The sequence below is a fragment of the Rectinema subterraneum genome (assembly GCA_009768935.1).
Lineage (GTDB): Bacteria > Spirochaetota > Spirochaetia > Treponematales > Rectinemataceae > Rectinema > Rectinema subterraneum.
Map to the genome: position 1 here is coordinate 1 of WESA01000004.1, position 26351 is coordinate 26351.

Below are 26351 nucleotides of genomic sequence, written 5' to 3' on the forward strand. Positions count from 1 at the left end.
CCTGCAACGCCACACCATCTGCCAATCGCTGACCAATGACGCCATATCCTGCTACGCCAACTTTCACTTTTGCCATACGCTTAATTCTCCTATGCGATAATTCGAGCAAGAATTTATAAATATGTTGTCAATCAAGAATAGCCGCAGAGAAACATCAACTGTCTCTGCGGCTATTTAAGATTAAAGAGAAATGCCAGTAGGAAGATTAGCAATAATTTCTTTATTTGCGTTAAGCTGAGCATTTTCTCCGAGCACAAAAGCTCGATCAGCTGCATCAGCAACTGCATTTCTTAAATTGCGGACTTTCTTTGCATCTCCTATCACAGTAACAAGGAGGCCTGCCTTTCGATATTCCTCTGCTATACTATCATTGGGCACAACTTTTGCGAGTACAACTGTATCCGCTTTGACAACGGATTTCTCGAATTTGCCACTTAAGAGAACTATTGAGCCATCGTCTTTGATTTCGAGGACTGTTGAATCAGTAATTACCTGGGCAGGGTGAGCAAAGACTTTGCCTTTTAGGCCTTCTCCTTGTCCACCCTTCAGATGCTTATCAAAGACATCTTTATGGCAGGGTTCCATCCATGCAGCGAACTGGCTATTTTCAGTCACAATTATGATTTTCTTGCCTTCCATTCCAAGCTTTTCAGCTGTGTCAGCTGCCCCGAAATGGTCTCCCCAAATGAGAACTGTCTCACCAACATCTGCTGGAGCTTTTTTCCCATCCTTCGGCCAGAATTCGCAACCCTTAACCTTACAACGGAGCACATCTTCAAAAGTAAAGACTCGAGAAGAATTGATTCCTGGGATATCGGGTTTTTCGACTTTACCGCCGGTGGCAATAAATACCGCATCGAATTCTTTTAACTGCTCGGCACTCGGTATAGTGCTATATACAACCTTTATGCCAAGATTTGCGATTTGACGCCGCAGCCAATCTGCATACCAGCGCATTTTGCTCTTTCCAGGCACAGTGCAACAATAGAGAATTGCGCCACCTAATTCCTCGCCTTTCTCAAAAATGGTGACATCATGACCTCGCAATGTTGCAATTCTTGCTGCTTCCATCCCACCCGGGCCGCCGCCAACTATCGCCAATTTCATCTTCTTGCTAGCTGGGCCAAAATTAATAAATCGTTCATCGCCAATAGCTGGATTTATTGCGCAGCGCATATGCCTTTTAATCATTAAAGATTCTTGCCAGCAACCGACAAGACATGAAATGCATTTTCTAATTTCTTCTGTTTGGCTAGCTCTTGCTTTGTTTGCCCAATACGGATCTGCTATCAATTGACGAGAAAGACCTACCATATCGGCTTTGCCTTCTGCAATAATCTTTTCGCAATAATCGGGCTCGCGCAGTGAATGACTTGTTATAACTGGAATATGGACATGCTTTTTGATTTCTTCAGCAGCATATGTATTCCAACCTTGGGGATAATACATTGGATCCATCGTAGGCCCAGGCAATTCAAAAATGCCAGCACTGATATCAAGCCAAGCAACTCCTGCTTCTTCCATTACTTGAGCAACTTTTACACTTTCTTCCAGATTTCTGCCTCCCTCGATGAACTCATCTCCAGAATAGCGAATGCCAATCGGGAAGTCCTTGCCGCACTTCTGCTGAATTCTTGCAATTATCTCGAGGGGAAAACGCATGCGGCTCTGAAAGCTGCCGCCAAAACGGTCATTTCTCTTGTTTACATATGGGCTCATAAATTGCGCAATTAAATAACCATGCGCTCCATGCAGCTCGACACCATCGAAACCTGCCTGCTGAACTCTCCATGCGCCTTCCGCAAATTTCTCGATTAAATCATAAATTTCTTCGACTGACATAGCACGAATCGATTTGCCTTTGGCTTTCGATTCTGCATACACAACCTCATGACCAGCCGAACCAGGAAGATCTACAACCATGTCTGTAGCCGAGATCATATCGTGCCGAGGCCATGCTGACTGCCGCCCTGGATGTTGAATTTGAACTGCGCATTTTGCACCATGGCGGTGCATTGCTTCTGCAAGCTCGGCTAACCCCGGGATAAGTGGATCTTCATCCACCGCAATGCAGGTAACAGTCGGACGGCCTGTCGCTTTATCCGGCGTCGAAGCACCTACTATTATAAATCCTGTGCCCCCTTTTGCGATTTCTTCATGATACGTAATTACTCTTTGGTTTACAGATCCATCAGCATTTGCTGAAGAGATGTCGGTGGGAACATGACAGATTCTGTTCGGGGCAACAAAATTCCCGATTTTAATCGGTTTGAACAAATTAACATACTTGCTTTCGCTCATACCTGCTTCCTCCTCTTGTTAATGACTAAAATATGTTTTTCCGCCTCTTCGGCGTTTTCCGCCATTTTTTCTCTCAGATGATTGACCAGGTGGACAGAATGGATTTCGAGCATATAGCCGATTTTCTTCGTGTCACCTTCTTCAATTGCATCGATGACATTTTGATGCTCGCCAATCAATTGCTCCGGATCGGCGATTCTTAGATAATCCATGAGAGGCTTTGTTCTGATATCAAAAGCGAGCTGTTCCCAAAGCCGAAGCAATATCGCGTTACCTGCAGCCTCAACGATATGGCGATGGAATTCTTGATTGCTCGCTTGAAATGCTACATGATCATTTGCTTCCAACGCCTTGCGCATCTGAGGTATATATTTCCGCAGTTTTTGAAGAATATTCCTGAGATTCTTAAGCCCAGCTAGATTCGCAGCTAATGGCTCAAGCACCGATTTGACTTCCAAGGCATCGATAGTTTCCCGCATACTGACTTCACGAACCTGAGCACCACGGTGAATGACATATTCAAGGATATGATTCGCAACCAATTCGCGGATGGCTTCTCTTACAGGTATTGAACTAACATGAAGTTCTTTGCATATTTGCGCTTCGACAACTCTATCACCTGGCAGCAATTCTCCTGATGAAATCTTGGCAAGGATATGTTTTGAAACTTGCTCGCTTAGAGATAAGCGGCTGGCAGGTCTGAATGTTTCAATGCCCATGTTCACTCCAGCAATTATATATCATATATGAAATCTGTCAAGCATTAAGTTTAAATAATTACATTCTTTACCATAAGTACACATTTCTTCTGCTATAGAATAAACTGGTTCATGTATGCTTTAGACTGACGTAAAGCAAGTATCCGATCCTCCAGGGAATCTTCGAAACTATAGTCCTCAATCTCAATACATGCAGCTCCCTTGTAGCGAATATCCCTTAAAGCTGAAATAAATTTCCCCCACTGTATATCGCCGAGACCAGGAATTTTCGGGTAATGATATTCAAGTGGAGGTGCCAAGGCGCCAACATCATCAAGTCTGTCCTGATAGAGCTGAGCATCCTTGATATGCACATGCATTATTTTGTCCTTGAATTCATAAATAGGGGCGATATAGTTCATTCTCTGCCATACAAGATGCGACGGGTCATAGTTCAACCCGAAATACCTGCTATCAATGATACTAAATAATTCTCGCCATATTTTGGGCGATCCTGCAAGGTTTTTCCCGCCCGGCCATTCATCCATGGTGAAATACATGGGGCAACTTTCGATTCCGATCCTGACGTCGTTGTCTTCGGCAAATTTCACTATATCAGGCCAAATCTTTCGGAAATCGGCTATGCTGTCAGATAGATTCTTATTCTGATCACGACCCACAAAGGTATTAACATTATGAAGCCCAAGCATACGTGCACCTATAATTACTTTTTTCAGGTGTTCATTATAAAATTGCCGTTCTTGTGGGTCAGGATCCATATTATTAGGATAATAACTCACTGCGGATATATGAACATTCTTGTTGCTGATGTACTCAAATATATAATCTGCTTTCTGTTTGTCCATCAAATCCATATCGATATGCGTCACACCACCATATCTTCTCTCCGCCTTGCCTTTGGGCCAGCACATTATTTCAACGCACTTGAATCCGTTTTCAGATGCGAAGTCAATCACTTGCTCGAAAGAATACTCCGGCAAAATAGCACTGACAAAACCCAACTTCATAATAAACCTCCTCACCGCTTGCGACGATTGCTCACGTACACAATGAGAAGCAAGAATAGAACTATCCCGAACCCTGTCCATTTTCCTGCATCTCCCCAGCCTAACGCGACGAGGAGATTTGTCAATGTTTGTAGAAAGATGGCGCCCAGTACAACACCAAGATAATTCCCATCACCGCCTGCAAGGGATACCCCACCGACAACTGCAGCAGCGATGCTCGGCATGACATAGTTGGAGCCCATATCCTTGAACGCAATCCCCATATTACCTAACAGTAGGAGCCCTATAAAGCTTGCCAGTATTCCACTGACCACGTAAGAAAGAAACCGGACCCTTTTTATGTCGACGCCGCTCAAATGAGCCGCCGTGGGGTTTGCTCCCACTCCGTACAGCAAAATACCAATTCTAGTTTTGTTAAGAATAAGCATGACAATAATGGTCAGCAAAATCAGCAAAAAAATAATATTAGGCACAAATCCGGTTGTCTTTGCAGCTATAAGCTGAAGGATCGGAGAGGGTTTTCCAGTAATATTCTTCCCCGCTGTATAAACATTAATCGCGCCTTGTATCATCTGAGACATCGCCAGTGTCACGACGAGGGGCGGCAATTTTATGTACGAAACGAAAAATCCGTTGAGCACGCCAATAATAAATCCCAATGCAAGCGCGACAAGTATAGCTATCCAAATATTCTCATTCTTGCCATCCATCAGCTTCGCGGTCAGAACAGCAGTAACGGTAGCTGTATATCCAACTGAAAGGTCCAGACCGCTCCCCCCTGCTGCTATGACAATCATCTGGCATAACCCGAATAGGGCAATAAACGAAGATAGTTTGATTGTCAACAGAATCTGCCCGACACTCAAAAAATCAGATACAATAATTTCTCCCAGAACAAATAGAAAAATGATCAGGAGCGCAGCAACGATCAGTTTCTTGTATTTGCTGAAGAATGAGCTGTCCAATGCAGTTGAAACATGAGCCTGCGCTTTCATCCTATTTTGATCTCCTTGGTTTTCGTGCTGTATGAAATATATGCCTGGGAACCAGCAATCGCCACAATAACAATAGCCCCTCCAACAAGCGTTTGGTATGCATATGGAATATTTGCAAAAAAGATGATTTTATTCACGAAACTGAGGATAAGAGCCCCTACGAGCGCAAAATAGACATTTCCCCTTCCGCCGGATAGGGCTATTCCGCCGACGACTGCTGCAGCGATGGATCTCAATGTCAATGGATCACCCATTCGTGCATCACCTGAACCAGTTTGTCCAACAAAAAACAGTGCCGCTAGGAAAATAAAAATTGAATTTATCATGCAAGCGACCATCTGTGTTTTTGCAGTATTTATTCCGCTTTCGTAAGCACTCTCGCTGTTGCCTCCCACGGCATATATATATCTTCCTGTCTTTGTCTTGCTTATCACATACCAGAGAATGCATCCAATTATTATCAACAAGAGAGAAGGCGGCAAAAACCCGCTCAAAGTGCCGAAAAACCCTGATATATCTTTCAATGTGTCGAAATTGTAAAAAACCCCGAACCATGAAACAGATTCGCCGCCGGGCGTTGGCCTCAGGAACAAAGCTATTCCAAGCCATATGAATGATGTTGCGAAAGTCGAAATAACCGGCGGAATTCTCAAATACCCTATGCCAAAACCATTGATCAAGCCTATAAGAAGCGCAACAATAAAAGCGACAATAATGCCATAAAGACCTGTTATCGGGTCGTTTTTCTTCATTATTGAAGTAAGCACACAGGTAAGCAAGGACAGCGCGGTACCAGATGAAAGGTCAATCCCTCCAGAGATAATGACTACAGCCTGCCCCATTGTTACAAGGATAAGCGGAGCAAACGCATTGATATTTCGCATTATTGATTTAATTTCGAAAAAATTCTTTTGCAGGATGGCGGTCAATGCAAACATCACTAAAAGAATCAGCAAGCTGGAAAATTCAGGTTTCGAGGTGAAATCTCTCAGTGTGCGTTTTTTTGTTTCCATGCTTTTCCCTTGCATTTTCCCGGCTCCCTTCTATTCTTTCTCTACGTGCATCGATGCACGAATGATGTTTTCCTCTGTAATTTCTTCGGTTCCGAGCGTTGCGACGATAGATCCTTCATACATTATTAAAAGCCTGTCGCAATATTCGATAAGTTCTTTCGTGTCTGATGCATACAAGACAACGCTCATCCCCGTGCTTCGTACCTGGTTGACGATGTAACTATAGAGATCGGCTTTTGCTCCTATATCGATCCCTTTTGCTGGGTCTGAGAGAAGCAAAACTTTTATCTCCAAGCCTAGCCATTTTCCGATGACAACTTTTTGCTGGTTTCCGCCCGAAAGCGTTGATACAGGAGCATCCAAGCTGGCAGCCTTCAGCGCAAGAATATCAACAATCTGCTCGCATTCTTTTTTCAATTTTCTATGAGGTATAATGAAAATTTTCTTGTCAACGCCAATCTTCGAAAATATCAAATTCGAGAAAACCGAGTGCTTGCTAAACAATCCTTCTGTTTCTCTGTCGCCCGGTACCAACACGATGCCATTGCGAATAGCTTTGCTTGGCTTGGTCAGTTTTATCGGCTTTCCATCGATTCTTGCATCACAACCTATCTTGGGGAAGTTTCCCGCAAGAGCAAGCATGAGTTCCTGCTGCCCCTGTCCCGCAAGTCCGCCAACACCCAATATTTCCCCTTTTTTCAGATCAAACGAAATGTTCCTGAGAATTGTGCCTAGGCTCAGGTTTTTTATGCTCAACCTTGTCTCGCCACACGTTTCAGCGCATGTTTTTGCTATGCTGGTCTCACTTTGGCTGCCTGTTATATAGAAAATGATTTTTTTGACATCTTTTTCATCTTTATCGAAATCCATGCTGCCGACATTCCGGCCATTTCTGAAAATTGTCAGGTCATGGCATATTTCAACTACTTCCCATAATCGGTGCGAGGTAAAGATAATCGCTACACCGCTGGAGGCGAGTTCTTTCATCATGTTGAAAAGACTGGTAACTTGCACTTTTTCCAATGCGGCAGTCGGCTCATCCAGTATCAGCAGTTTTGGCTTTCGCGAAACCGCTTTTGCGATTTCTACAACCTGCATCTCACTAGGTGTGAGCTCGAAGACTTTTTTCTCTATATCCAGGGTTGGCAACAGCTTGTGAACTATATCTGTTGTTCTCTCTCTTGCATTTTTATCATCTAGAAAATAACCAGCATTTCTTTCGTCACCAAGGACAATATTTTGCCATACCGTCAATTCGGGCACAAGGCTTAGGTTTTGATACACCATCCCAATGCCCTGCTGTTTGGCTTCGTGAGGATTTTTATAATGAATCTTTTTGCCCAAATACGTTATTTCCCCATCATCAGGGGCATAAACTCCAGCTATAATCTTCGAAAGTGTGCTTTTCCCGGAACCGTTTGCACCCAAAAGCCCTGTAATCCTGCCTTCCCGGCAAGTAAGGCTTGCGCCTGACAGAGCAGCAACACCACCGAAGTTTTTCTTTATGTTTTTAGCTTCAAGAATGTTCACGGTTTCACCTTGCTATGAAATGATTCAGGAGACTTTTATTGTCTCCTGAATCATTCGTGATTTTTTCCAGACTAAGCTAATTATTGAAACAGAGCATCAACATCTTTCTGGGACATGATTTCGCTCAGCAAATAATCGTCTGGCTTGTCCTTCAGCAGAGCCCAGCCTTCTTCAAAATTGTCGTCCGTAATGAACATACCGACTTTATAGAAATAGGTATTATCCTTGAGGACTCCAGGTTTGAAGGTTTTGCCATTGTACAAATTCAGAGCCATGCGGAAGGCGGTTCCGCCGATTCCAGGAGGATTGGGCTGAGCACAGGCTTTGAAGTCAGCCTTTTTATCGCGGAGTTTTTTCCACTCTTTAAAGAAAGCAGTTCCTGGATCGCCAAACATGACTTTCGGAAGCTTGCCGGCATCGAGAAATGCAGAAAGGACGCCATATGCTTCGCCATCCTGGGTGATGACTGCATCAATCTGTTTGCCGCTTCCAATTATCTGCGCTGCTACTTCTTTTGCCTTTGTCTGATCCCAGTAGCCCGTTGTGTTTGCAATCAGCTTGATGTTGGGGTACTTCTTTAGCACATCGGCAGTCGCTCTGATACGGTCGTTGTTCGCCGGATGTCCATCAAGACCGTATATCTGGATTGCATTGCCGCTTTTGAGAGTCGAGGCTATGTATTCTACATTCTTGAGATTCCAGGCATAGTGATCAAGGGTGACATTAAGTACATTCGGCGCGGTTACTGTTGCATCGAATGCGACAACAAGGATTCCTGCAGCCTGTGCTTCCTTGATAACACCATTGAGTGCATCAGGCGAGTTCGGGTTGACAAGAATGATATCCACTCCTCTTGAAATAAAATCGCGGATTATGTTCGCCTGTTCTGTTGCATCGCCGTTCGTCACATTGTTTACGATCAGGTAATCTGCAATTTTGCCGGCGGCTTTATACTCCTTGCCGACGGTTTGCAATGCGTCGATCATGATATTTCGCCAGGAAGTTCCAGACGAACCTGTCGAAATGCCTACAACAGGTGCTTTCTTCGGTGCTGCGCCGAGGGAAACCCCGACTCCTAGCAGCAGGACCAGCAAGATACACACAATCCCGAATCCCTTTCTTCTCATACTGATGACCTCCTATAAATATACTTTCGTATCAGGAAACTCCTGATTCGATTCCACTTCAAAAAGGCTCAACCTTTGCTTCTGTCAGTCGAGCCTTACACCTAAGCATTTTTCTGCAATCAGGCGAAACAATCATTCGACCTTGCAATGCTTCTCAACCTCTCCAGAGAACCATCCGCTTTTACGCTTATGGCAACATGATTGAATTCAAGCCGCAAACCAGCAGATGTAGGTTCAATATGCTTGACAGGCTCATCGAGCGCTTCGCTCCCAAGATCGAATAATCCTGTTGCATATAGAAGTGTCTTTTGCTCGCCACAGCTCAGTTTCAATGTTGTTGGCCTTCCAAGAAGTTCTTTTTTCGCAATAGAGTCAGCGAGGCCATTTGCCCAGGCACCAATTGAGTTTTCCATTCCAAGACAGAAGGTCTGGTCTGGCGCGCCTTCGTACATCGCCCAGGGAGCGTATGGTCTGCCACCATATTGCATCCAAAAGTTGTTAAAGCACAGGCCTATTTCATCAGTTTGCACAGTATCTGGCCCCATAAACCAAGTTATATAGGCAAGCGAAAGCTCACTGTTCACACATGCAGACCACCCCAATTTTGCTTCTTTTGGCACTGCGCCCGTAATAAAATCGGTATACCCAATCATATCTGGAACAATAGCTAGATCCACCGTTCCGCCATCCCTGAGAGGTGCCCGATCTAGATCTGTAAATTTACTGCCAATTGCAAGCCTGCCTGTCATATCAAATTCACTGCCTTTGGGAGGAGTGCTGAAATTTTTTGCAGATGCTGAAATTTTGCAATTCTTTGTTAGAAATGGAAATCCGATTGTATTATGCCAAGCTGCATTGATCTCGATGTCTTTGGTGCTCAAATTCTTAATTCTTAGAATCGAATAATGAACGCTCTCATCCGCAAACACCAAATCGGTTTTCTCGAACTCAAGCTTCATGCGATCGGACGGAGAGGTCATCTGAAATCTAGCCCAGGCATAACGTTTGTTTTCATCTGTTCCTGCGCTCTCCAGCTGCCATTGCTCGTTTGCAGTCCATCCATGAGGCGGAATTTCGACTCCATCGACGGGATCGCTGTCTCCAAACGAAGGTACACAAGGGAAATTTCCTGCAATCCGTTCCAGGAGGGGAATTTTTTGGAATAACTCATGAGATTGGAGATTTCCAGCTTCTGGACTTGGCGCCATCCCACGGAACCACGGAAGCCAATGTGCATTGATAAAAGTATCTCCACATTTTCTACTAAGTTCCGGAATCATTCCGCCTTCTGCATCCACTAGAACGCGAAAAATGCCGTTTCCTAGAGCTACAGCATTTCGGAATCCTGATTCTACGACAGGTTTTGCTTGAACTGATGATTTCATGATAATTGCCTCGAAAATGGAGCCAAAATTTCAGGGCCCTCGCTCGTGACGACAATGTCGTCTTCTATCCTTATACCACCGAAATCCGGCAAATAGACGCCAGGTTCTACAGTTACAATTGCGTTCGGAAGAAGAGCTTGCGAGCTCCCTGGAGCAAGGATCGGATATCCTTCGTGATAGCGGAATCCCACACCATGACCAGTTATATGGACAAATTCATTCTCCAGCCCATTTTTGGAAATAATTCCACGAGCCTGCTTGTCTATCTTGCTCGCACACACTCCCGGGTATATCGCGGAAATCGCGGCATCCTGTGCTTGCTTTACAATATCGCTTAACCTTTGCAGTTCAGGAGAAGCGCTTCCCGCAACTCTGACTCTCGTCCGATCCGCCCAATATCCATCAGCCACAACTGCCAACTCGAGGATAGCCAATTCGCCTTTTTGCAATTTTCTGTTCGTAGTGACCTCGAAAGGCCTCCAGCCAGCTAAAGTTTCATCTTTACCTACAGCCACCTGTGCAAAGGCTCGAACTCGCCTTGCCTTTTTGTATCCCGTTCCTTTCACCATGATCGCCTGCTCGACCGCAGCAGCAAGTTCAATCGCTGATCGCCCTGCATCGACCATTTCGAAAAACACCTCAAATCCAATATTTGCAATTTCATTGGCCAGCCTGATTTTTTCGATTTCCCATGCTGTTTTTGTCTTTCTCAGTAAATCAAGAAGTTCCTGTGCATCGATAAAAGTAGCTTTGCTCGTTGCGCTCTTTAGAAGCTGTTCGAATCTTTTGCTGGGAACTCTGGGCTCCGCTACATTTCCCGGTGCCGCTATGCCCTCGAAAGTCCCCTCATACCCAATTGTTTTCCAGCTGTTTTTATTGGCTAAATCAATCAGGCAGCGCTCGATTTCTCTTTCCTGGTCAGGAGAATCGTGGCGTCCGTGCGCGTACGCAAGTATTTGCGCATCCCAGATTTCTGCGGATACTTCTTCAACTTGGGTTTCGGGAACAATACAAACCATATTCCCTTCTGCAGGGAATACGAGCACCGCATCTCCGCATAAAGGCCAGTGCCCGGAAAGCATCAGCACATTTTCCGGCAGCCGGCACATGAGTGCATCGATCCTTGCGGAAACAAGAGCGTTTCGGGCAATCTCGAGCCTTTCTGCATTTGTTCGCGTATTAGCCTCCCGAAGCGAATTCAGGGTAGAGCGTCATGCCGCCATCAATATAGAGCGTGGCACCATGCACATAATCGGAATCATCCGAAACAAGCCAAACCGCTGCACGGCCGACATCTTCAGGCTCTCCTATTCTCTTTACAGGAATATGGTCAAGCAGTATGCGCTTGTATTCTTCAGGCGAAACAAGCTTCTCGACATTCATCGGCGTACGGATTGCGCCTGGCGATAAACTGTTTACTCTGATTTTGAGAGAAGCAACTTCCTGCGCAATGCTCTTCATAAGCAGCATGATGCCGCCCTTTGCGGCAGCATAATTGACATGTCCTGCCCAGGGAATCACATCATGGACGGAGCTGATATGCAAAATCTTGCCCATAGAGCATGAAATTTCGGGATTAATTCCCTGCTTCATGAAGGCTTTCACCGCTTCGCGCGCGCAAAGGAATTGCCCTGTCAAATTAATGCCAATGACTTTATTCCACTGGTCGAGCGTCATTTCATGGAAGGGCGCATTGACCTGAATTCCTGAATTATTGATAAGGATATCGATTCGGCCGAAAATCCGCTTCATTTCGCCAAACATCGCAAGCACTTCTTCTTCTTTCGAAACATCGGCTTTGAATATGTGCGCTTTGCGCCCGAATTTTTCCACTACAGCTGCGGTTTCTTCGGCGCCTTTTCTGTCGCTTGCATAATTGACAAGCACATCGCATCCTGCTTCCGCAAGAGCTGCCGCAATTCCAGCACCAAGACCTTTGCTCGCACCAGTGACGAGAGCTTTCTGGCCCTTCAGCACTTCATAAATTTTTCTCTTCGGTGCCTCATTCGGCGGAGAATATTGCTCAGCGCTCATTTCGAATTTACCTCCTATATGTTCCTATATGCTATACGATGAAAAACCGCCATCGATTGGCAAAACGGCTCCGGTTACGAAGCTCGCCGAATCGGAAAGCAAGTAAATAACTGCTCCCAGCAAATCCTCCGGATTGCCATAGCGACCCATGGGCGTATGGGAGATCACTTTTCGCGAACGAGGAGTAGGTTCGCCAGTCTTTTGGTCGATATGCAGGAAGCGTAACTGCTCTGTCATGAAAAAACCTGGAGCGAGAGCATTCACGCGCACGCCGGTACGAGCGAAATGCACCGCAAGCCATTTTGTAAAATTGGCAACTGCCGCTTTGGCTGCGGAATACGCACCGACTTGCGTGAGCGGATTGAAGGCGCCCATCGATGAAATATTCAAAATAGCGCCCTTACCTTTTTCGACCATCCCGCGCGAAAAGACTTTAGTTGGCAGGAAGGTTCCCAAAAAGTTCAAATCGAATGTTTTGCGAACGCCATCAAAATCCAGGTCGAAAAAATTCGAGGATTCGGGGTCGTCCAGCTTTTCGGGATCCAAAAATTCAGCTTTGGTGCTTCCCTTGGGGTTATTTCCACCCGCTCCATTGATGAGTATGTCTGGCACTCCGAGCGAAGAGCAGATTGCCTCATACGCAGATTTTAGACTCGCTTCATCGAGCACATCGCAGGCATATGCCTGCGCGATTCCCCCTTCTGCCCGTATTGCTTCAGCTACAGCTTCTGCTTTTGAAAGAAGAATATCCAGGACCGCAACTTTGCAGCCCGCAATACTGAGTGCTCTGGACATTGTGCCGCACAGGTCTCCCCCGCCCCCTGTGATGACCGCTACTCGCTCTTTGAGGGAAAACAAGCTGCTTAAATTTTCGAGCATTTTCTAAACCACCTATCTTATTCCAAAACAAGAAATTGACTTACATAGTTGCGGCTTTGCAGCAAGGCAGTGCGCACATCTTCAGGGAATTTTTCGTAATTTCTGTCTTCGACTTCGATGCATGCTGGACCGCGATAGCCAGATTCAACCAGAACCGAAAAAAACTTGCTCCAGTCGACATCGCCAAGGCCTGGCAGACGCGGGCTGTGATATTCGAGCGGTGTCGCAAGGATGCCGACATCATCGAGCCTGTCTTTGTCAACCTTTACATCTTTGATGTGTATATGGAAAAGCCTGTTTTTGAACTCTTTAATCGGCTTCAGGTAATCCATCTGCTGCCAGACAAAATGCGAAGGATCATAATTGAGACCGAAATTTTTCGATGGAATGATTTCGAATATCTTCCGGAAATGAGCTGGCGAGTATGCCAGGTTTTTGCCTGACGGCCATTCATCCTTTGAGAAGTACATTGGGCAGTTTTCAATGCCGATCTTAACTCCCTGCGTTTCGGCATACTTGACGATATCCGGCCAAATTTCCTTGAATAGACTGAAATTATATTCTGGATCCTTCAAAGGGATTCTGCCAATGAATGTATTGACCACAGGAACACCAAGGCGGGCTGCTCCGTGGATAACTTTCTTGATGTGCTCGATATAAACGCCGCGCTTTGTTTCATCTTCATCGAGCGGATTGGGATAATATCCCAATCCCGAAATAAAGACTTTCTTCTGCGAGAGATAATTCTTGATATACGCTACTTTTGCATCGTCGAGCCTGTCGACATCGATGTGCGTGACGCCAGCGTAGCGTCTTTCTGCCTTTCCGACGGGCCAGCACATCATCTCCACACATGCAAATTTGTTTGCACTGGCAAAATCGACGACTTCCTCAAATGTCTTGTCTCCAAGAATCGCACTTACAAAGCCTAAAGAAATCATTCTATACCTCCAGAATACTCTGCGTCCGTACCAGACTCAGTTGCGCGCCCTTATTCAACCGTGACCCAACTTCCGCTGCGGTTGCTCTTTAGAATGTGCTCGCAGAGCACAAGCTCCCTGAGGCCGTCCTTGAATGTGGGATATGAAGGCTTTTCGCTCGGCTTTCCATTGCGTACATCTTCATAGAATTCGCTGAAGAGCTGGAATGGTGTGTCATTGAAGCCTTCCTGATGCCCGCCCGGGAGAGTGATGAGCTTTCGTGATTCCGGATAAACCAGCGAGGGATCCTTCATGATAATTTCATTCGGGCCATCGCGATGGCCAAACCACATCTGGTTCGGCACTTCCGAGTCCCACACTGCGGATTGCCTAGAACCATCGAGCTCAAAGTAGAGCCTGTTCTTTCTTCCTGCGGATACTTGGCTGACAGTCAATACGCCCCTCTCTCCATTCTCAAAACGGAATAGAATGGTCGCATAATCCTCGGTATCGATTGGAACATCAGAATAATCCTCGGGCTTCAGCATTTTCCCGGCAAAGGTTTCGACTGGTTTGAGCGGTTTTTTCCGTATCGGATGGATCGTGGCAAAATCTGCAAACACTTGCTTGATTTTGAGGCCGCTCACATATTCGATAAGGTCCATCCAGTGCGAACCGATATCCGCGACGGCTCTTGATTCGCCCGAGAGTTTTGATTCAAGCCGCCAATTGTAATCTGTTTCGTAAAAAAGCCAGTCTTGCAGATATGAGCCTTGAATCGAGAAAATGCGACCGATATCGCCTTTCTGCACCATGGTCCGCAGATGGCGGATCAGCGGATAGTAACGGATATTGAAATGCACTGCATTGACTAGGTTTTTTTGGGTCGCTAGCTCGACAAGCTCCTTTGCTTGGGCCGAGGAAACAGCAAGCGGCTTCTCGCAAACAACATGCTTTCCTGCAAGAAGCGCTTTTTTTGCCATTTCAGCATGAAGATGGTTGGGCGAGCAGATATGCACTGCATCCACATCTTTTCTTGCAAGCAAATCTTCATAATTCTCGTACCATTTTTCAACGCCCAGGGCTTCCACTTTTTCCTTTATGGAACTGCCTGCTTTATCCGCAATAGCAACGACATTCAAATGGGGAATTTTCCGAAGCGCTTGCAAGTGAACTGGCCCGATAAATCCCAATCCGATAATGCCAACGTTCAACTCTTTCATGTAAGCCTCCTAACAAAAGATCGACTATGCGCTATTCATGGAACATCGCATGTCAATCATAGTTGAATAATATATTATATATGATTGTAGGTCAGGTATTAAGATTTGTCAAGAAAAATTTTCAGATATTTCAGCCTTCCTTGTAATTCTTCTAATTCTCCTCGGAACATATATAGCTTGTCGCAACTCTTTTAATTATATAATATTATATGATATACTAGTGTGCACCTAAAATCTTTTGTAAAACATGCCCATGTTTGTGGTAGGGCAGCCAGGCGCTATGCTCATTTCCCTCACTCTACCCCCAGCACATACTGCATGATGAGGTTTTCGAGGCGCTCCTGCTTGCCGGAGGTGCGCCCGACATCAGGGCCGGCCGGCGCCAGGGCAGCTAATTCCTCAAATTTCATGCGGCCATCTTCAAAGCGCTTGCCGTCGCCGGTGTCGAAGCTCGAGTAGCGCTGGCTGACGAACGCGTCGAATTTGCCATCCTCGATGATGCGCTGGGCAGCGAGGAGTCCTGCCGCAAAGGCGTCCATGCCGCCGATGTGGGCTTCGAAGAGGTCCGCAGGGTCGACGGAGTTGCGGCGTATCTTGGCGTCGAAGTTGAGGCCGCCCGTGGTGAAGCCGCCTGCGCGCAGGATCGCGAGCATGGCCAGGGTCGTGTCGTAGACATTGATGGGGAACTGGTCGGTGTCCCAGCCATTGCGGGGATCGCCGCGGTTTGCGTCGACCGAGCCGAAAATGCCCAGCGCTGCGGCTGTTTCGAGTTCGTGCTGGAAATCGTGGCCGGCAAGCTCGGCGTGGTTTGCTTCGATGTTGACGCGGAAATCTTTGTCGAGCCCGTAGGCGCGCAAAAAGCCTGCAACGGTTTCGACATCGAAATCGTATTGGTGTTTCATGGGCTCCATGGGTTTGGGCTCGATGTAGAAGGTGCCTTTGAAGCCATGGGCGCGGCCATAGTCGCGAGCCATGGTCAAAAAGCGCGCGAGGTGGTCTTTTTCGCGCTTGAGATTGGTGTTTAGGAGGCTCATGTAGCCTTCGCGGCCGCCCCAGAACACGTAGCCCTGCCCGCCGAGCTCGATGGTCGCGTCGATAGCAGCCTTGACTTGGGCGGCGGCATGGGCAACCACGCCGAATTCGGGGTTTGTCGCGGCGCCATTCATGTAGCGCGGATGGGAGAAGAGATTGGCGGTGCCCCATAAGAGGCGCACGCCGGTTGCCTTTTGCCGCTCGTGGGCGAGGCTCACCATGTGCGCAAGGTTTCTTTCGCTTTCAATGGGGGTCTGACCCTCGGGCGCAAGATCGCGGTCGTGGAAGCAATAGAAATCGACGCCGAGTTTGGTGAAGAACTCGAAGGCGGCATCGAGTTTGTGCTCATACGCTTCCATGGGGTTGCGGGCGTCGCTGGTCCAGGGGTGAATGTGGGTCGCAGCGCCAAAGGGATCGGTGCCATCTGCCCCGAAGCTGTGCCAGTAGGCAACCGCAAAGCGCAGATGCTCGCGCATGGTCTTCTGGCCAACCTTCCGGTCGGGGTTGTAGAATTTGAACGCGAGGGGGTTGTCGCTTTTCGGGCCTTCGCAGCGAATTTTCCCTATGCCGGGGAAATACTCTTTGTGTCCCACAAAATACTCTGCCATATGTCCCTTCCTTTTTTATCGATACAAGAGGCTCAAGGCCGCCAGATACTTCGAATAATTCGCGTACGCTTCTTCATAGCGCGCGACGGATTCGGGTTCGGGCTCGACGGTCGAACCATCTCGAAGAGCGACGTGTTCATCGACAAGCTCCTCGATGCCTTTTTTCTTCCCGCTGGCTTGCTCAAAACACCAGAGCGCCTGAATCGCTGCGCCGAATGCAGCAGCTTCTTCTTCCTCAGGCACACGCACGGGCAATCCCGTCACATTTGCTGCGATCTGTCGCCAGAGCCTGCTCTTCGCTCCGCCCCCCGCAAGCCTGATTTCCTGCGCTGCAAACCCAAGTTTTCTGAAGGACTCAAGCCCGATGCGCATACCGAAAATCGCCGCTTCCATTGCTGCGCGCGCAAGATTTTCTTTGCTGAAATTGGCTGCTGTCGCGCCATTGATGCTCGCTCGTCCATTCGGCAGGTTTGGAATGCGCTCACCATTGAAAAACGGCAGCACCACGAGCCCTTCGGCGCCGATGGGGGCGGCTTCTGCCCTTGCATTGAGCTCTTCGATGCTCATCCCTAAAAGCGCACGGACCTGTTCGCTCGCCACGGTACAGTTCATGGTGCACAAGAGGGGAAGCCATCCGCCTGTCGATGAGCAGAATGCGGCCAAGTTCCCCTCTGGATCGACGACGGGGCGATCCGAATACCCGTATAGCGTACCCGAGGTACCCAAACTCATTGTGAGAAATCCATCGCGAACCGTGCCGGTGCCAATAGCGCTCATCATGTTGTCACCACCGCCTGCCGCAACAAGCGCGCCTTCAGGAATACCGAAGCGTTGCGCTGCTTTGGCGCTCACTCGGCCTGCAGGTTTGTCCGGCCCTATTAAAGAGGGAAGAAAGTCGATGAGCTGTGGGTCGATGAGATCGCTGATCCGCCGCGACCACCTTCGGACGCGCACATCGAAGAGCGCTGTCCCGGAAGCATCGCCGTATTCGGTCACATAATTGCTAGTCAGCAGGAAATTGACATAATCGTGCGGCAGAAGGACATGGCGCAGTCGCGCATACGCCTGAGGCTCGTGCTTTTTGAGCCAGAGGATTTTGGGCGCGGTATAGCCCGGGAGCATGAGAAGTCCTGTTTCAGCGAGGAGTGCCGCCTGACCGCCTGCGCTGCTGGTGAGCTCTGCGCACTCCACGGCAGTTGATGTGTCGTTCCACAGCTTGACAGGCCGTATCGCTTTCCCCTCGGCATCGAGCGGCACAAAGCCATGCTGCTGCCCAGACACGCCGATAGCGGCGATTGTCGCGCGAAGACCCGGATCGATCGCCGCAAAGCAGTCTGCAAGCGCGGCCTCGTACCACTCGGCCTTTTGTTCGCGAGTACCATTATTTTCAGCAATGATATCGAGGGGCGCCTGTGCCTTGGCAAGAATTCGCTTTGCTCCAGGGTCGTAGAGAATGATTTTGCAGCTCTGTGTGCCAAGATCAATTCCACACACACTATACATAGCCGCCCCCTGCGCCTCAGGCGAATGGTTTTCTCTGTAAGCTGGCTATAGCGTAAGAGCATTTTTCTCAAAACGCAATGCGAGATATTGACAATACCTATCTATTATTGACATTCTGATTTTATGAAAATAAAGGATGCGGTCTATGTGTATCGTCTGATAAGCGGGGAACGGCTTGCATGGCACGGACGGTACCATGCCCACGCCCGCGGAGAGTATGAATTTCACTATTTCATGGAGGGGCAAGGAGCTCTTCTTATAAATAAAGCAAAATACATCATAGATGGCGGCCAGATCTATTTTGTCAGGCCTCGCGAATTCCATTCGATTCTTCCGGAAGCGGTTGAAAAACCTATCAGTTATTATGCTATTCTTTTTGAACCTGAGGCAGGGAATCCTGTTGATGAGGACATTATCGCGCTCATGGGACATATCTGGCGCGCTCGCACAAGGGCGCTTCCCGCAGATACAAAGGACCGCTTCCTTCTCGATGACCTGTACCGGCTTTCGAAATCCCCTTCCAACCAGTCCCGGAAAGCGGCGGAGCATGCGCTTTTGAGTATCCTGTATCGGTGGTTTGACCATTTTGACAGCCCGTCTCCAGCCTTGGGCTCGTCGAGAGCGAAAAACGAGCATGTAGAGCGCGCGCTTTCGCTCATGAGCAAACTTGTAAGGGAAAAACTCAGCTCGGATGATCTTGCAGCAAAGCTCGGTCTGTCGGAAGAATACTTTATCCGGCTTTTCAGGCACCACTTGGGAATGTCGCCGTTCCAATACTTCACAAGGCTCAAAATCGAAGCAGCTTCCGCGGTGCTCGTGGACAATCAGCTCACGATAAGTGATGTTGCCTATCGATTTGGATTCGAAAACCCATTCCATTTCACCAAAGTCTTCAAAAAATGCACGGGGCTCTCGCCGCGCGAATACCGGAAGATGTTTTTTGAAGCAGGAAAGCCGCCGTCAGCTGCGGTGGCCGAAAAAACATAATATTCCGCTGCGCAAGGGTGTTTGCCTGCAAGGGCTCTTCATATTGGAATTCACTATCCGATTCAGATTTTTAGCATTTTGCGAACCATATAATTGACACATTCGCGGCGACTCAACAAAATATTTAAGGTACTTAACTATTGCGCAGCCCCCATCGCAACAACATATAGAAGGCCTTGTATGAATGAACCGGAAACTACGCTCGAATTCGCCGTGGACAGCCTGCTCGAGGTGCTGCCTTCGGTTTGGGACCGCATCAGGTCGAATTTCAGGGCAGCAGGCACGAGCAAATTCGGTATCACGCTCGAGCAATTCCATACTCTCCGCCACATTTACAAAGGGTGCTGCTACACAGGCGATATTGCAGAAAAACGCCAGGTGAGCTGTTCGGCGGTGAGCCAGGCTGTCGATGTGCTCGTGACAAAAGGGCTCGTCACGCGTGCGCAGGAAAGCGGAGACCGGCGGCAATTCCGGCTGGAGCTCACGCCGTACGCTCGGCGGGTTCTCGACGAAAACTATATGGAAAATCGCGCTCTTATAAAACAGAAGATAGCCAGGCTCAGCAGAGAGCAAAGGGCGATTGTCGTGCAGTCCATGGAAATTTTGAAAGCGGTTTTCATTTCGGCCTAAGGGCAGGGAGCAGTTTGAGCAGACGGCGGTTTGAGCAAGGGCGCCTGTGCGCGAAAAAGGCAGTTTGGGCAAGGCCAGGTTCGGCCGGCGGAGAATCAACATGAAAGAATTCAAAAAACTTCTGCATTATGCAAAACCGTATTGGAAACTCGCGCTATTTTCGCTCGTCATGCTGGTGGCAATGGTCGGATTCGACCTCGCTGTTCCAAGGCTCGTGGGGCGCATAATCGACAAAGGCATACGGCAAAAAGATTTGCAAGTTGTCCTTACCACATCGGCCGTCATGCTTGGCTTGTCTCTCCTTTCAGCCCTCGTGGCGGTGCTCAACAGTATTTCATCGATACGCGTTGGAGAGAGTATTGCGCGGGATCTGCGCGAAGCGATGTTTGTCAAAATCCAGCACTTTTCCTACGGGAACATCGACAAGTTTTCGACCGCAAAGCTCATGGTCCGGCTTACAAGCGATACCGCCGCCGTGCAGCGGCTTTTTCAGATGTCACTGCGCATCGGAACAAGAGCGCCGCTCTCCATGATTGGCAGTATCGTCCTCATGTTCGTGACGAGCAAAACGCTCGCCCTCGCGATGATGCCGATCCTGGTCGCGGGCGGGATTGTCATTGTTTATTTCAGTGTCCGACTGGAGCCAATTTTCAGAACTGTCCAGCAGCGCCTGGACCGGCTCAATACTGTCCTGCAGGAAAATATTGCTGGTGCGCACCTGGTAAAGGCATTCGTCCGCGGCCCGTATGAATCAAGTCGATTCGAAAAGGCGAACAAGAATCTCGCGGACGAAAATATTCGAGTCATGCAACTCATGTCGTCGATGAGCCCGATTCTGACCATGCTGATCAATACCGGCATTGTGCTCGTGGTATGGCTCGGCGGCGGGCAGGCTATTCACGGCAATCTTTCTCTCGGGCAGATTGTCGCATTTACGAACTATCTCATGGCAACGCTGCAGCCGCTCACCATGATGACGCAACTGTCCAACAACTGGGCAAATGGTCTGGCTTCCGCGAAGCGCATCAATGAGGTGCTCGACGCCGAGCTCGAGGTTTCTGAAGCGCCCGATGCAGTATCACTTCCAGAGCCAAGCCGTGGCGAGATCGAATTCGAAGGCGTTTCTTTCCACTACAACGGGGCCACAGATCTTGCTGTTCTGGAAGAAATCTGTACGCGCGCGGAGCCAGGAAAGACGACCGCAATCCTTGGCGCAACCGGCTCGGGCAAATCGAGCCTCGTCAATCTGATTCCGCGTTTTTACGACGCTTCTTCGGGGAGGGTTCGTATTGATGAGCTGGATGTCCGGCGCTTGCGATCGGATTCGCTGCTTGAGCATATTGCGGTAGTGCCCCAGGATACTGTGCTGTTCACAGGAACTGTCCGGGACAACATTCGCTATGGAAGGCCGAATGCCACAGAAGATGAAATAATCGCAGCCGCAAAAGCTGCCCAAGCGCACGATTTTATCATGCGCATGCCCAAAGGCTATGATACCCATATCGAAGAACGCGGCGTAAATCTCTCGGGCGGCCAGAAACAACGCATCGCCATCGCACGCGCCCTTGTCTGCAAACCTTCGATTCTCATTCTCGATGATGCCACAAGTTCCGTCGATGTCGAGACGGAGACGCAGATCCAGAACGCGATCGCAAAGGCCGCTCTTGGCACGACGGTGATCATGGTCGCCCAACGCATCAGCACAGTGCTGAACGCGGACAAGATCATTGTGCTCGACCAGGGCCGGATTGTGGCCGAAGGCACGCACAAGGTGCTTTTGAAATCGAGCCCCATCTATAAAGAAATCTACGATTCCCAACTCGGAGCGGGGGTGCGCCATGGCTTATGAGACAACACCTTCCGTACAGGATGTTCGCGCGAGCTTCCAGAGGCGAGCTGGGCGGCCTGCCAAATTCGAAAAAGCCGCAGACCCCAGAAAAGCGATGGTTCGGCTCCTGAAATACCTTGGGCCATTCAAGTCTCTGCTCATTCTTGTCGTCGGCTTTATCGTGCTCTACTCTCTTTTGGGGCTTGCGGGGCCATACCTCATGGGCAGGGCTATCGACAAGAGCATCGGCGGCAAGGATCTGCATGGCTTGCTGGTTACGGCGCTTCTCATGTTGGCCGCATATTTTCTGAGCAACTTCTTCAATATTATCGCCAACCTGATTATGGCGCGCATTTCGCAGAATGCACTCAAAAACCTTCGCGGCGATCTTTTTGCGCACATCCAGACCCTCTCCATGCGATTTTTCGATACCCACCCCGCAGGCGGGCTCATGAGCAGGCTCACCAACGATATCGATGCTATCAATCAGACCGTTTCGCAGAACATCATTTCACTCATCGCAAGCATCCTGACCATGATCGGTATTCTCGCGAGCATGTTTATCCTGAATCATTGGCTTGCGCTGGCGAGCCTTGTCGTGATTCCCATTATGTACTGGTTCAGCAATTTTATCGCAAAATATACGCGAAAGGGATTCCGCGAGCTTCAGAAAGACCTCGGCGAGCTCAATGCAGTCGCCGAAGAAACCGTCTCCGGCTTTAAAGTGATCAAAGCCTTCCGCCGCAATGAATCTGCTATCGAAACATTCCGCCAGAAAAACAACGCGGTGTTCAAATCGGCAGTCTATGCCAATTCCTATGCTATGCTTCTCATGCCACTGACCGGCGTGCTGGGAAGTTTTTTTGTCATTGTACTTGCTAGCCTCGGAGGATGGCTCGCGCTCAAAGAGCTCGTAAGTATCGGCATGATCGCAACATTCATCAACTATGCCCAGAATTTCACGTCGCCCTTGCGCCAGCTTTCGAACCTCTACAACTCGATTCAGGCTGCGCTCGCGGGGGCAGAACGCGTGTTCGAAATCATCGACACAAAACCGGAGACTCCAGACCTGCCCGACGCGGTCCCTGCAGGCAGGTTCAAGGGCGAGGTAAGCCTTCGGAATGTCGTGTTCGGCTACAATCCTGAGCGCGTCATCATCCGAAATTTCAGCCTGGAAATTCCAGCCGGCCAGACAATTGCGCTCGTAGGGCCGACCGGCGCGGGCAAAACCACGATTACCAACCTCCTGACGCGTTTCTACGATATTCAGGAGGGGCAGATTCGTATCGATGGCATCGATATCCGCGCAATCCGGAAAGCCGATTTGCGCAGGAACCTCGCTCTCGTTCTGCAAGACACTTTTCTTTTTGCGGATACGATTCTGGAGAATATCCGCTTTGGTAGGCTCGACGCAACCGACGAAGAATGCTTCGAAGCAGCCCGCATGGCCGAAGCAGATCACTTTATCCGACAGCTTCCTCGTGGCTACCACACCAATTTGTCCGAGCGCGCCGGCAACCTAAGCCAGGGCCAGCGACAACTGCTCTCCATCGCGCGTGCCATTCTGGCGAACCCGAGCATTCTCATCCTCGACGAGGCGACGAGCAGTGTCGATACACGCACCGAACTGCGCATTCAGAAAGCACTCCTCAGGCTCATGGAGGGGCGCACGAGCATCGTCATCGCTCATCGTCTCAGCACCATCCGCGATGCCGATAGCATCGTCGTCATCAACAATGGCGAAATTGTCGAACAGGGCAATCATGAGGAGCTTCTCGAACGGCGCGGTTTCTATCATCACTTGTATATGAGCCAGTTCAAAGGAAATGAAATCTAGCATAGTATTCGGGGCATGGCGATGAAAGATTTGTTGTTGGTGTTCTTTGGCGGCGGACTGGGAGCGCTGTCCCGTTTTGTGTTTTCCAGAGGCATTTCAATGCGCTTTTTTACTGCAATTCCATCCGGCACCCTCTTTGTCAATGTAACAGGTTCGCTGCTTATGGGATTTTTCTTCAATTTGCTGAATGCTTCGCTGCTCCCGGCAGGGTACCGAGCGCTCATAACTGTTGGTTTCATCGGGGCCTACACGACATTTTCGACCTACGCGCTCGAGACAGTCGCGCTTCTGCAGAGAAAAGAATACCTGCCGGCATTCTGGAATTTTCTTTTGAATAATGTGCTGACGTTCGTTGCTATTGTCATTGGAATGGTAATATCGTCGGCGTTGTATTCAGTCATCCGAAGTGAAGGGATCTTGCATCGCTGATGAAGGGAGGCAGTATGCATTTCGAAGAAGACGACATGCTCTTGAGAATCTATATTGGCGAGAGCGACACTTATAAAGGCAAACCTGTGTATGAACAGATTGTGCTCAAAGCTCGTGCGCTCAAATTGTCCGGCGCAACGGTGATCCGTGGTGAGATGGGGTTCGGGGCCCATAGCCACATGCACTCGGCAAATGTGCTTTCGCTTTCGACAGATTTGCCGGTTGTCATCGAAATCGTCGACAAAGAGGAAAATATCGAAAAGCTGTTGCCCTTCCTCGATGAGGTGCTGCTCGAAGGGCTGGTCACAAAGGAATCAATTCATGTATATCGATATCAGGCGCGCTGAGGAGGAATCATGGAACGCAGAGATATCCCGATAGATCAATTCCATTATGATCCGGCACAACTTCGGGAGCACTGGCTTGTGCTGTGCGCCGGCGATTTCGAAGCCGGCGCCTTCAATACAATGACGATTTCCTGGGGAAGCTATGGCCAGATATGGAACAAGATGTTTTTCCAGGTGTTTGTTCGCCCCACGCGCTATACATTCGAGTTTATGGAAAAATACGGTACCTTCACGCTGAATGCCTTCGAACCAAAGTACAAGCCGGCGCTCTCGATCATCGGTTCAAAATCGGGACGCAATGGAAATAAAATAGCCGAGGCGGGTCTGACCCCCATGGTGTCACGTGTTGTCGCCGCACCCTGCTTCAAGGAAGCGAGCCTCGTCATCGAATGCAGAAAAATGTACTGGCAGGACCTCGAGCACGCGCATTTTCTCGACCCCTCTATCGAAGGGAATTATCCGAAAAAAGACTACCACCGCATGTATTTCGGCGAGATTGTGCATGTGAGCAGAATCTGAACGGCGGCGCGCCGCGCAAAACCTGCCGGCTGCCGCTGAGATGCCGCTCAAAACCTGCCGCTCGCCTGGCCGCCGCGCAAAGCTCAAAGTGCAAAACTCAAAGCGTGCCGATACAATCATTCATGAGCCCGATCACTTTGTCGATGTCTTCCTTATGAATCCAATAATGCGTCACAAAGCGGCACCAGCCCTGCTCCGGCGGGTTGATCAGCACTCCGCGCTCCTTGAAATATCGAACGAGCGCCGAGCCATCGATGCCGGCCGGAAGCTTGAAAAATACCATATTGATATCGAGCGCTTCTTTCTCCACCTCGATGCCAGGAATCCATGCTAGCTGGCTGGCAAGGTAATGCGCATTTTCGTGATCTTCTGCAAGGCGTCGCGTCATATCCTTGAGGGCAATGAGGCCGGCAGCTGCAAGCACACCGACCTGGCGCATGCCGCCGCCCATTATTTTTCGCCTGCGCCTCGCTTTTTCGATAAATTCGCGCGAGCCAGCGAGCATAGAACCAACCGGCGCGCACAAGCCTTTGGAGAGACAGAACATCACCGAATCGACCATGCTCGAAATCTCGATAGCGCTCACGCCCATCGACACAGCCGCGTTGAATAGGCGCGCGCCATCAAGGTGCACTGGCAGACCATGTGCATGCGCCAACTGCGCCACTTCTTTCATATAGGAAAGCGGAATGACTCGCCCCAACGAGTGCGCATTTTCGATGCATATAAGCGATGTCGGCGGATAATGGATATCATTGCCCCGTATGCGCTCTTCGATTGTCTCGAGCGGAAGTATGCCATCGGGCGCAAAAATCGGGCGGGTCTGCACCCCCGCAATAACCGATGCCGCGCCTGCTTCGTGCTGGATAATATGGCATTGCTCGCCCAAAATGACCTCGCTGCCCCGCGGACACCATGTAAAGAGCGAAAGCTGGTTGCCGAATGTGCCTGAAGGTACAAAAAGCGCTGCTTCTTTGCCAGTCATTTCGGCGGCAAGCCGCTCAAGCTCATTGACAGTAGGATCGTCGCCATAGACATCGTCGCCAACCAGCGCTTGGGCCATAGCCTTGCGCATCGCCTCGGTCGGCCAGGTAACGGTATCGCTGCGCAGATCGATATAGTTCATAATTCGGTCTCCTCTATTTGCTTTATGTTGTCATCATCGCATAGAGCGCCCCTTTTGCCCAGAAGCACTTGACGTTTTTTCAATGTTGCAATATTATGCAAATATTCAATATCTGGTTATTGAATCACCCTAACAAAGCAAAGGAGTTTACGAATGGCTGCCAACTGGTATCCAGTAATCGATGAGGCGAAGTGTGCAAGCTGCAATTCATGCGTTGATTTCTGTGCGCATGGCGTGTACGGGCCAGGGCCAAAGGTTGTTGCGCCGCATGCATGTGTCGAATTCTGCCGCGGATGTTCAAAAATCTGCCCGTCCGAGGCAATCAGTTATTATGGAGACAATTGAGCGTACCATCCTGAATGCGCTGAACGG

The 26351-nt window shown here is 49.0% G+C and carries 24 protein-coding genes; 8 read left to right on the top strand and 16 right to left on the bottom strand.

Annotated features, from left to right (window positions below):
* Positions 1 to 180: 180 nt before the first annotated feature.
* From GAP13_RS02105 to xylB, 15 genes are all read right to left on the bottom strand, one after another.
* Complete coding sequence (locus GAP13_RS02105) at positions 181 to 2301, bottom strand: oxidoreductase (RefSeq protein ID WP_158905704.1); 2121 nt, start codon at positions 2299 to 2301, stop codon at positions 181 to 183.
* The gene (locus GAP13_RS02110) at positions 2298 to 3020 is read right to left on the bottom strand and encodes a GntR family transcriptional regulator (protein ID WP_158905706.1); all 723 of its coding nucleotides are present in this window, start codon (positions 3018 to 3020) and stop codon (positions 2298 to 2300) included. The genes GAP13_RS02105 and GAP13_RS02110 overlap by 4 nt, the downstream gene beginning before the upstream one ends.
* Positions 3021 to 3112: 92 nt before the next feature.
* Positions 3113 to 4027, bottom strand: a complete 915-nt coding sequence (locus GAP13_RS02115; RefSeq protein ID WP_158905708.1) for a sugar phosphate isomerase/epimerase family protein — start codon at positions 4025 to 4027, stop codon at positions 3113 to 3115.
* 11 nt (positions 4028 to 4038) lie between these two features.
* A complete protein-coding gene (locus GAP13_RS02120) occupies positions 4039 to 5022 on the bottom strand; it encodes an ABC transporter permease (RefSeq protein WP_158905710.1) in 984 nt (327 codons plus the stop codon).
* Positions 5019 to 6035 (bottom strand): ABC transporter permease, encoded by a 1017-nt coding sequence (locus GAP13_RS02125; RefSeq protein ID WP_222126122.1) that lies wholly within the window; start codon positions 6033 to 6035, stop codon positions 5019 to 5021. Before GAP13_RS02125 ends, GAP13_RS02120 begins: the two co-directional genes overlap by 4 nt.
* A gap of 30 nt (positions 6036 to 6065) precedes the next feature.
* Entirely contained in the window at positions 6066 to 7565 is a 1500-nt protein-coding gene (locus GAP13_RS02130) for a sugar ABC transporter ATP-binding protein (protein ID WP_158905714.1), read from the bottom strand.
* A gap of 80 nt (positions 7566 to 7645) precedes the next feature.
* Positions 7646 to 8692 (bottom strand): substrate-binding domain-containing protein, encoded by a 1047-nt coding sequence (locus tag GAP13_RS02135; protein ID WP_158905716.1) that lies wholly within the window; start codon positions 8690 to 8692, stop codon positions 7646 to 7648.
* Positions 8693 to 8811: 119 nt separating this feature from the next.
* Positions 8812 to 10077 carry an aldose epimerase family protein gene (locus tag GAP13_RS02140; RefSeq protein ID WP_158905718.1) on the bottom strand — a complete coding sequence of 422 codons (1266 nt, stop codon included), beginning with the start codon at positions 10075 to 10077 and terminating at the stop codon, positions 8812 to 8814.
* Entirely contained in the window at positions 10074 to 11279 is a 1206-nt protein-coding gene (locus tag GAP13_RS02145; protein WP_306769187.1) for a M24 family metallopeptidase, read from the bottom strand. The genes GAP13_RS02140 and GAP13_RS02145 overlap by 4 nt, the downstream gene beginning before the upstream one ends.
* Positions 11257 to 12111: a glucose 1-dehydrogenase gene (locus GAP13_RS02150; protein ID WP_186338810.1), complete on the bottom strand. Its 855-nt coding sequence runs from the start codon at positions 12109 to 12111 to the stop codon at positions 11257 to 11259. The genes GAP13_RS02145 and GAP13_RS02150 overlap by 23 nt, the downstream gene beginning before the upstream one ends.
* 24 nt (positions 12112 to 12135) lie before the next feature.
* Positions 12136 to 12990, bottom strand: coding sequence for an SDR family oxidoreductase (locus GAP13_RS02155; protein WP_158905722.1), 855 nt, complete (start codon positions 12988 to 12990; stop codon positions 12136 to 12138).
* A gap of 17 nt (positions 12991 to 13007) precedes the next feature.
* Positions 13008 to 13931: a sugar phosphate isomerase/epimerase family protein gene (locus GAP13_RS02160; RefSeq protein WP_186338811.1), complete on the bottom strand. Its 924-nt coding sequence runs from the start codon at positions 13929 to 13931 to the stop codon at positions 13008 to 13010.
* 50 nt (positions 13932 to 13981) lie between these two features.
* Positions 13982 to 15133 carry a Gfo/Idh/MocA family protein gene (locus tag GAP13_RS02165; protein ID WP_158905724.1) on the bottom strand — a complete coding sequence of 384 codons (1152 nt, stop codon included), beginning with the start codon at positions 15131 to 15133 and terminating at the stop codon, positions 13982 to 13984.
* Positions 15134 to 15426: 293 nt separating this feature from the next.
* Positions 15427 to 16773, bottom strand: a complete 1347-nt coding sequence (gene xylA, locus GAP13_RS02170) for a xylose isomerase (protein WP_158905726.1) — start codon at positions 16771 to 16773, stop codon at positions 15427 to 15429.
* A gap of 15 nt (positions 16774 to 16788) precedes the next feature.
* Entirely contained in the window at positions 16789 to 18276 is a 1488-nt protein-coding gene (gene xylB, locus GAP13_RS02175; RefSeq protein ID WP_158905728.1) for a xylulokinase, read from the bottom strand.
* A gap of 123 nt (positions 18277 to 18399) precedes the next feature.
* Between xylB and GAP13_RS02180 the strand changes: the two genes are divergently transcribed.
* The 7 genes from GAP13_RS02180 to GAP13_RS02210 all read left to right on the top strand — a co-directional run bounded on the left by GAP13_RS02180 (position 18400) and on the right by GAP13_RS02210 (position 24853).
* Positions 18400 to 19263, top strand: a complete 864-nt coding sequence (locus GAP13_RS02180; protein WP_158905730.1) for an AraC family transcriptional regulator — start codon at positions 18400 to 18402, stop codon at positions 19261 to 19263.
* 180 nt (positions 19264 to 19443) lie between these two features.
* Positions 19444 to 19893, top strand: a complete 450-nt coding sequence (locus GAP13_RS02185) for a MarR family winged helix-turn-helix transcriptional regulator (protein WP_158905732.1) — start codon at positions 19444 to 19446, stop codon at positions 19891 to 19893.
* A 100-nt stretch (positions 19894 to 19993) separates the two neighbouring features.
* Complete coding sequence (locus tag GAP13_RS02190) at positions 19994 to 21742, top strand: ABC transporter ATP-binding protein (RefSeq protein WP_158905734.1); 1749 nt, start codon at positions 19994 to 19996, stop codon at positions 21740 to 21742.
* Positions 21732 to 23558 (top strand): ABC transporter ATP-binding protein, encoded by a 1827-nt coding sequence (locus GAP13_RS02195; RefSeq protein WP_158905736.1) that lies wholly within the window; start codon positions 21732 to 21734, stop codon positions 23556 to 23558. Before GAP13_RS02190 ends, GAP13_RS02195 begins: the two co-directional genes overlap by 11 nt.
* Before the next feature lie 15 nt (positions 23559 to 23573).
* Positions 23574 to 23987 (top strand): fluoride efflux transporter CrcB, encoded by a 414-nt coding sequence (crcB, locus tag GAP13_RS02200; RefSeq protein ID WP_222126123.1) that lies wholly within the window; start codon positions 23574 to 23576, stop codon positions 23985 to 23987.
* A 14-nt stretch (positions 23988 to 24001) separates the two neighbouring features.
* Complete coding sequence (locus GAP13_RS02205) at positions 24002 to 24334, top strand: DUF190 domain-containing protein (RefSeq protein WP_158905740.1); 333 nt, start codon at positions 24002 to 24004, stop codon at positions 24332 to 24334.
* Positions 24335 to 24343: 9 nt separating this feature from the next.
* Positions 24344 to 24853, top strand: a complete 510-nt coding sequence (locus GAP13_RS02210) for a flavin reductase family protein (RefSeq protein ID WP_158905742.1) — start codon at positions 24344 to 24346, stop codon at positions 24851 to 24853.
* Between the two features lie 97 nt (positions 24854 to 24950).
* On the opposite strand, the gene ltaE is transcribed toward GAP13_RS02210, so the two are convergent.
* Positions 24951 to 25979 carry a low-specificity L-threonine aldolase gene (gene ltaE / locus GAP13_RS02215; RefSeq protein WP_158905744.1) on the bottom strand — a complete coding sequence of 343 codons (1029 nt, stop codon included), beginning with the start codon at positions 25977 to 25979 and terminating at the stop codon, positions 24951 to 24953.
* Between the two features lie 153 nt (positions 25980 to 26132).
* Between ltaE and GAP13_RS02220 the strand changes: the two genes are divergently transcribed.
* Positions 26133 to 26324 carry an ATP-binding protein gene (locus GAP13_RS02220; protein WP_158905746.1) on the top strand — a complete coding sequence of 64 codons (192 nt, stop codon included), beginning with the start codon at positions 26133 to 26135 and terminating at the stop codon, positions 26322 to 26324.
* Positions 26325 to 26351 lie beyond the last annotated feature (27 nt).